Origin of the sequence: Bacillus sp. GMa5/1 (assembly GCF_050172015.1) — a bacterium.
Taxonomy (GTDB): Bacteria; Bacillota; Bacilli; order Bacillales; family Bacillaceae_G; genus Bacillus_A; species Bacillus_A cereus.
In genome coordinates, this window is record NZ_JBNLYC010000029.1 from 35,147 (window position 1) to 42,524 (window position 7,378).

The following is a 7,378-nucleotide window of genomic DNA, read 5'->3' on the forward strand; positions in this document are numbered from 1 at the left end:
AGGGAAGTGATGGGAATGCATATTGAAATGAAAAACATTTCAAAGGCGTTCAATGGAAATCCTGTTTTGAAGAATGCACAGTTTATGATTGAAACAGGAGAAGTCCATGCATTGATGGGGGAAAATGGAGCGGGTAAATCAACGCTCATGAAGATTTTAACAGGTGTATACAAAAAAGATGGTGGGACAATCACAATTGATGGGCAAGAGCGCACCTTTAAAAATGCGAAAGAAGCTGAAGAGTACGGCATCGCATTTATACATCAAGAACTAAACATATTGCCGAATTTAACAGTAGCTGAAAATATGTTTCTCGGTAAAGAGTTAATGTATGGGAAAACAGGTATTTTACGCACTCGACAAATGAATGCGATTGCGCAGCAGCAACTAGCGGAGTTAGGGTTGTATGTAAGAGGCGCTATGTTAGCAGAGGAATTATCGGTTGGACAACAGCAAATTATCGAAATTGCGAAAGCATTAATGACAAACGCGAGCGTTATTATTATGGATGAACCTACTGCGGCACTGACGGATCGTGAAATTGAAACGCTCTTTACAGTAATCAATAAGTTACGTAAAGAAGGTGTTTCATTCGTGTACATTTCGCATCGTATGGAAGAGATTTTCTCAATATGTGATGCTATTACGATTTTGCGTGATGGAGAATACGTCGGAAAGAGATTAATTCCAGAAACATCATTTGATGAAGTAGTGAGTATGATGGTGGGGCGCAGCATTGGTGAACGTTACCCAGAGCGAAATAGTCAAATTGGTGATGTCATTTTTGAAATGCGTAACGGAACGAAGAAAGGGAAATTTGAAAATGTTTCGTTTCAAGTGAGGAAAGGTGAAATCCTTGGTGTAGCTGGTTTGATGGGGGCTGGTCGCACTGATATTATGAAAGCGATATTTGGTTATGAACCTTTAGACTCTGGACAAATTTTTATAAATGGACAAGAAGTAAAGATTGATAGTCCAATAGATGCAATTAGACAAAGAATTGCTTTCATTACAGAAGATAGAAAGTCTGAAGGATTAGTGTTAGATTTTTCAATTCGAGAAAATTTAGCTTTACCGAATTTAGAAAGTCTTTCAAAGGGAAGTATTCTAAGCAACGAGCTAGAACAACAGTTTACAGAGGATATGATGAAGCTTCTTAATGTGAAAGCATCTAGCGGAGAGCAGGCAGTGAAATCTCTTTCTGGTGGAAATCAGCAAAAGATTGTAATCGCAAAATGGCTAGGCATTCATCCGCAATTACTCATTTTAGATGAGCCAACAAGAGGTGTTGATGTTGGAGCGAAAAAAGAAATTTACTCTATTATGAATAAGCTTACAGAGCAAGGCGATGCCGTTATTATGGTATCATCTGAGCTTCCGGAAGTTTTAGGGATGAGTGATCGAGTTCTTGTTATTCATGAAGGAAAAGTCGGCGGAATTTTAGGGAAAGATGAGGCATCACAAGAGTCTATTATGGCACTAGCTACAGGGGGAGAGTAAGGATGGCTAAGAAGGGGAATGTATTACAACAACTCGGTTCTTTAATCGGTTTAGTATTAATTATCGTAGTAATTACAGCTTTAAATCCAGCGTTCATTGAAATTCCAAATTTATTTAATATACTGCGTCAAGTATCGATTAATGCGCTTATTGCATTCGGAATGACCTTCGTAATTTTAACAGGGGGTATTGACTTATCGGTAGGTTCTATTTTAGCATTATCAAGTGCACTTGTTGCTGGAATGATGGCAAGTGGCATGGATCCGTTCCTTGCAATGGCAGTTGGATTATTAGCAGGTCTTGTAATGGGAATTGTAAACGGTATCATCATTGCGAAAGGAAAAGTAGCTCCATTTATTGCAACTTTGGCAACAATGACTATTTTTCGTGGGTTGACGCTTGTTTATATGGACGGACGTCCGATCACTGGTCTTGGTGATCATTTAATGTTCCAAATGTTTGGCCGCGGTTATTTTCTTGGTATTCCGGTACCAGCTGTTACAATGATGATCGCTTTCGCAGTACTGTACTTCATTTTGAAGAAAACGACATTTGGTCGCCGTACATTTGCAATTGGTGGAAATGAAGAAGCAGCAGCACTATCAGGTATTAATGTTACGAGAATTAAAGTAATGATTTACGGTCTTTCCGGAATTTTGGCAGCGCTTGCAGGTATTGTCTTAACATCACGATTAGATTCTGCACAGCCGACTGCAGGTACTTCTTATGAATTAGATGCAATTGCAGCAGTTGTATTAGGTGGAACAAGTCTTTCTGGGGGAAGAGGATGGATTGTTGGTACATTCATTGGTGTACTTATTATCGGTGTACTAAATAACGGTTTAAATTTATTAGGTGTATCTTCTTTCTTCCAACAAGTTGTAAAAGGACTTGTAATCTTACTAGCTGTATTAATTGATCGCAGAAAAGAAGCGTAATGGAGGGACAGTTCATGAAGAAATGGTTACTTATACTCGTTGCATGTATTATGGTCATTACTGCTGGTTGTTCAATGGAACCGCCAGAATGGGCAAAGGATTCTAGCGATAAAGGTCGAAATAAAACTATTAAAGTTGGATTCTCTGTTTCAACTTTAAATAATCCCTTTTTTGTAACTTTGAAAAAGGGTGCAGAAAAGAAAGCGAAAGATAGTGGCATCGAATTAATTGCTGTTGATGCACAAAATGATGCAGCAAAGCAAACGAACGATGTTGAAGATTTAATTCAAAAGGGTGTCGATGTAGTTGTTATTAATCCGACCGATTCAGATGCTGTTGCTTCAGCAGTAAGTGCGGCAAATGCAGCAAATGTTCCTGTTATTACAGTAGACCGCGTTGCGAATTCAGGTAAGGTTGTTTCTCACATTGCTTCTAACAATATCGAAGGTGGTCAAATGGCTAGTGATTACATTCGGGAATTAGTTGGCGAAGGAGCAAACGTTGCTGAGTTAGAAGGAATCCCTGGATCTTCCGCTGCTCGTGAACGTGGGAAAGGATTCCATAACGTAGCCGATAAGTCTTTAAAAGTAGTTGCAAAACAAGCGGCTGATTTTGATAGAGCGAAAGGATTATCTGTTATGGAAAACATTTTGCAAGCAAATGGTGATATTAAAGCCGTGTTTGCGCATAACGATGAGATGGCATTAGGTGCACTTGAAGCATTGAAGTCTGCTGGAAAAACAGATGTAGTCGTTGTTGGATTTGATGCAACAGACGATGCTGTGAAAGCGGTTAACGATGGGCGTATGGCTGCAACAGTTGCTCAAAAACCGGAATTAATCGGGGAGAAGGCGATGCAAACAGCAAAAGAGATAACACAAGGTAAAAAAGTGGACAAATCTATTCCGATTGAATTAGAGCTTATTAAGAAAAATAAATAAATATAAAATGAAAATTAGGAAGGAAGAACAACAAATGAAATTCTTTATTGATACAGCAAACGTTAACGAAATTAAAGAGGCAAATGAATTAGGTGTATTAGCTGGAGTAACGACAAATCCATCACTTGTAGCAAAAGAAGGCGTAGATTTCCACGAACGCATTCGTGAAATTTGCAACGTTGTAGAAGGACCTGTAAGTGCAGAAGTAATTAGCTTAGAAGCTGATAAGATGATTGAAGAAGGAAAAGAACTAGCGAAGATTGCTCCAAACGTTGTAGTAAAAGTTCCAATGACAACAGAAGGTTTAAAAGCAGTAAAAGCGTTCTCTGATTTAGGAATTCGTACAAACGTTACATTAGTGTTCTCAGCAGTTCAAGCATTACTTGCAGCTCGTGCTGGTGCAACATACGTTTCACCATTCTTAGGTCGCTTAGACGATATCGGTCATAACGGTATGGACTTAATTCGTCAAATCGCAGAAATCTTTGCAATTCATGGCATCGAAACAGAAATCATTGCAGCATCTGTACGTCACAGTGTTCACGTAACTGACGCAGCATTAAACGGTGCACATATTGCAACAATCCCAGCAAACGTAATTGCTTCATTAGTGAAGCACCCATTAACAGATCAAGGAATTGAGAAATTCTTAGCTGATTGGGAAAAAACACAAGAGAAATAATAGAAAAGCAAGAATCCTAGTTTAATTGACTAGGATTCTTTTTTTTATTTAAAAGAATTTTCATGCAATTTTGCATATTGTCTTTTAAATTTGTTATATAAGATATTTAATATATATCACATAACTCTTTATTTTTCATATTTCGACATAAAGTGAAACTTTAATCAGTGGGGGCTTTGTTCATCCCCCCACTGATTATTAATTGAACCAAGGGATAAAAAGATAGAGGGTCTGACCAGAAAACTGGAGGGCATGATTCTATAACAAAAAGCTTAATGTTTATAGAATTATGTCTTTTTATATAGGGAGGGTAGTAAACAGAGATTTTGACAAAAATGCACCAATTTATCTGAATTTTAAGTTTTATAAAAGGGGAGAAATGGAATGAGAAGAAAAGCACCATTTAAAGTGTTGTCATCATTAGCAATTGCGGCAATTATCGGATGTACATCTGTAATGAGTGCTCCGTTAGCATATGCAGAAACGGCAGCAAAAAAGAAAGATAATGTATCTACAACACCAATTGATTACAATTTAATTCAAGAAGATCGTTTAGCGGAAGCACTGAAAGAAAGAGGAACAATTAATCCATCATCTTCTAAAGAAGAGACGAAAAAAGCTGTTGAGCAATATATTGAAAAGAAACAAGGAGATCAGGCGAATAAAGAAATTCTTCCAGATGCTCACTCACAAGAAACGTCTGATTTCACAAAAAAAGTAAAAGAGAAAAAGATGGAAGAAAAGGAAAATGTAAAAAAGGCTGAAAAAAATGTTAGCCTTGAGCAAAAGCCAGAACCAAATAAAAATCAATTGAATGGGCAAGTTCCAACTTCAAAAGCAAAGCAAGCTCCATATAAGGGATCTGTTCGATCGGATAAAGTATTAGTGCTACTCGTTGAATTTAGTGATTATAAACATAATAATATTGATCAAACACCAGGTTATATGTATTCGAAAGACTTTAGTAGAGAACATTATCAAAAGATGTTGTTCGGTAATGAGCCTTATACTTTATTTGATGGTTCAAAAGTAAAAACGTTTAAACAATACTATGAAGAGCAGTCTGGTGGTAGTTATACGACAGATGGATATGTAACGGAGTGGCTAACTGTTCCAGGAAAAGCATCTGATTATGGAGCTGATGGTAGCAGTGGTCACGATAATAAAGGTCCGAAAGGTGCACGTGATTTAGTGAAAGAAGCTTTGCATGCAGCTGCTGAGAAAGGACTAGATTTATCCCAGTTTGATCAATTTGATAGATATGATACAAACGGGGACGGGAATCAAAATGAACCTGACGGTGTAATTGATCATTTAATGGTAATCCATGCTGGTGTTGGTCAAGAAGCTGGTGGCGGTAAATTAGGTGATGATGCGATCTGGTCACATCGTTCAAAATTAGCAGTAGATCCAGTAGCGATTGAAGGTACGAAATCAAAGGTAGATTACTTTGGTGGTAAAGTAGCAGCACATGATTACACAATTGAACCAGAAGATGGAGCTGTAGGTGTGTTTGCACATGAATTTGGACATGATCTTGGATTACCAGATGAATATGACACGAAATATACTGGAAATGGTTCACCAGTCGAAGCTTGGTCATTAATGAGTGGAGGTAGTTGGACAGGGAAAATCGCAGGAACAGAGCCGACTAGTTTTTCACCACAAAATAAAGACTTCTTACAAAAGAATATGGGTGGCAACTGGGCAAAAATATTAGAAGTAGATTACGATAAAATTAAGAGTGGTGTGGGAGTTCCTACCTATATTGATCAAAGTGTTACGAAATCAAATCGTCCAGGCGTTGTACGTGTTAACTTACCAGGTAAAAGTGTTGAAACGATTAAACCGGAGTTTGGAAAGCATGCATATTATAGTACAAGAGGCGATGATATGCATACAACGTTAGAGACACCATTCTTTGATTTAACAAAGGGAACAAATGCAAAATTCGATTATAAAGCAAATTATGAGTTAGAAGCAGAGTGCGATTTCGTCGAAGTACATGCAGTAACAGAAGATGGAACGAAGACGTTAATTGATAGACTTGGAGAAAAAGTAGTCCAAGGAGATAAAGATACAACAGATGGGAAATGGATTGATAAATCATATGATTTAAGTCAATTTAAAGGCAAAAAAGTGAAACTACAATTCGACTATATTACAGATCCGGCTGTAACATATAAAGGTTTTGCGATGGATAATGTAAATGTAACTGTTGATGGACAAGTTGTATTTTCTGATGATGCAGAAGGACAGTCTAAAATGAATTTAAATGGTTTTGTTGTTTCTGATGGGACAGAGAAGAAAGCTCATTACTACTACTTAGAATGGAGAAACTATGCGGGATCAGATAATGGATTAAAAGCAGGAAAAGGTCCAGTGTATAATACAGGTCTTGTCGTTTGGTATGCAGATGATAGTTTTAAAGATAACTGGGTTGGGATGCATCCAGGTGAAGGATTCCTTGGTGTTGTTGACTCTCATCCAGAAGCGCTAGTTGGTAATTTAAACGGGAAACCAGCATACGGTAATACGGGCATGCAAATTGCAGATGCTGCATTTTCATTTGATAAAACACCAGCATGGAGTGTAAATTCATTAACACGTGGTCAGTTTAATTATTCTGGATTACAAGGTGTTACAACTTTTGATGATTCAAAAGTATATAGTAACAAGCAAATTGCAGACGCAGGAAGAAAAGTTCCAAACCTTGGACTTAAATTCCAAGTTGTTGGACAGGCAGAAGATAAATCGGCAGGTGCTGTTTGGATTAAACGTTAATAACATAAAAGCACATTCTTCATATGAAGAGTGTGCTTTTTAATTTGTACAGTAAGTTATTATTTTAGTTTATGTAATACAAGTTTTTATTCATGTGTAGTGTATCAAATTATGTGGGGAAAGGAAATATTTCCGAGGAAATTGTCGAAGTATCGTCAGTATTTATAAACTTTCTGTTTAAAAGAAGAGATGTATTATTGCTTTTACGGCTCAATTTATTTACATTGTTATTTGGTTATACACAAAAGTAATATATTCGGCAGTAAAAGAGCGCTATTGGATAGTGTTCTTTTTGTAGATAGAAAGGAGTTGAGTTAAATGAAAGAAATAATTGAATGTCCACAGTGTGAAGGAGAGATTACTGTGCAACATATTATTGATCTCCCGCATCCTTTTTCATTCAGATGTCCACACTGCAAGGTGAGGTTAAAAGAAATGAGAATCACACCGTGCTTAATATTAGCAGCAATTTGTATCATTCCACTGTTTATTATAATTGGAGAGAGTATTAAGGAATTACTAGTAAAATATTT

At 37.1% G+C, this 7,378-nt stretch carries 5 protein-coding genes and 1 pseudogene; all 6 read left to right on the forward strand.

Features of this window, described 5'->3' with window-relative positions:
- Positions 1-15: 15 nt before the first annotated feature.
- Positions 16-1,500 carry a ribose ABC transporter ATP-binding protein RbsA gene (gene rbsA, locus ACQGSG_RS09970; protein WP_172852722.1) on the forward strand — a complete coding sequence of 495 codons (1,485 nt, stop codon included), beginning with the start codon at positions 16-18 and terminating at the stop codon, positions 1,498-1,500.
- A 2-nt stretch (positions 1,501-1,502) separates the two neighbouring features.
- Positions 1,503-2,438 carry an ABC transporter permease subunit gene (locus tag ACQGSG_RS09975; RefSeq protein ID WP_001074641.1) on the forward strand — a complete coding sequence of 312 codons (936 nt, stop codon included), beginning with the start codon at positions 1,503-1,505 and terminating at the stop codon, positions 2,436-2,438.
- Between the two features lie 14 nt (positions 2,439-2,452).
- Positions 2,453-3,379, forward strand: a complete 927-nt coding sequence (gene rbsB / locus ACQGSG_RS09980; protein WP_000758974.1) for a ribose ABC transporter substrate-binding protein RbsB — start codon at positions 2,453-2,455, stop codon at positions 3,377-3,379.
- A 34-nt stretch (positions 3,380-3,413) separates the two neighbouring features.
- Positions 3,414-4,061: a fructose-6-phosphate aldolase gene (gene fsa / locus ACQGSG_RS09985; RefSeq protein ID WP_000667698.1), complete on the forward strand. Its 648-nt coding sequence runs from the start codon at positions 3,414-3,416 to the stop codon at positions 4,059-4,061.
- Positions 4,062-4,445: 384 nt separating this feature from the next.
- Entirely contained in the window at positions 4,446-6,845 is a 2,400-nt protein-coding gene (inhA2, locus tag ACQGSG_RS09990; RefSeq protein ID WP_001252962.1) for a M6 family metalloprotease immune inhibitor InhA2, read from the forward strand.
- Between the two features lie 318 nt (positions 6,846-7,163).
- Positions 7,164-7,378, forward strand: a pseudogene (locus ACQGSG_RS09995) (hypothetical protein); the annotation flags it as partial.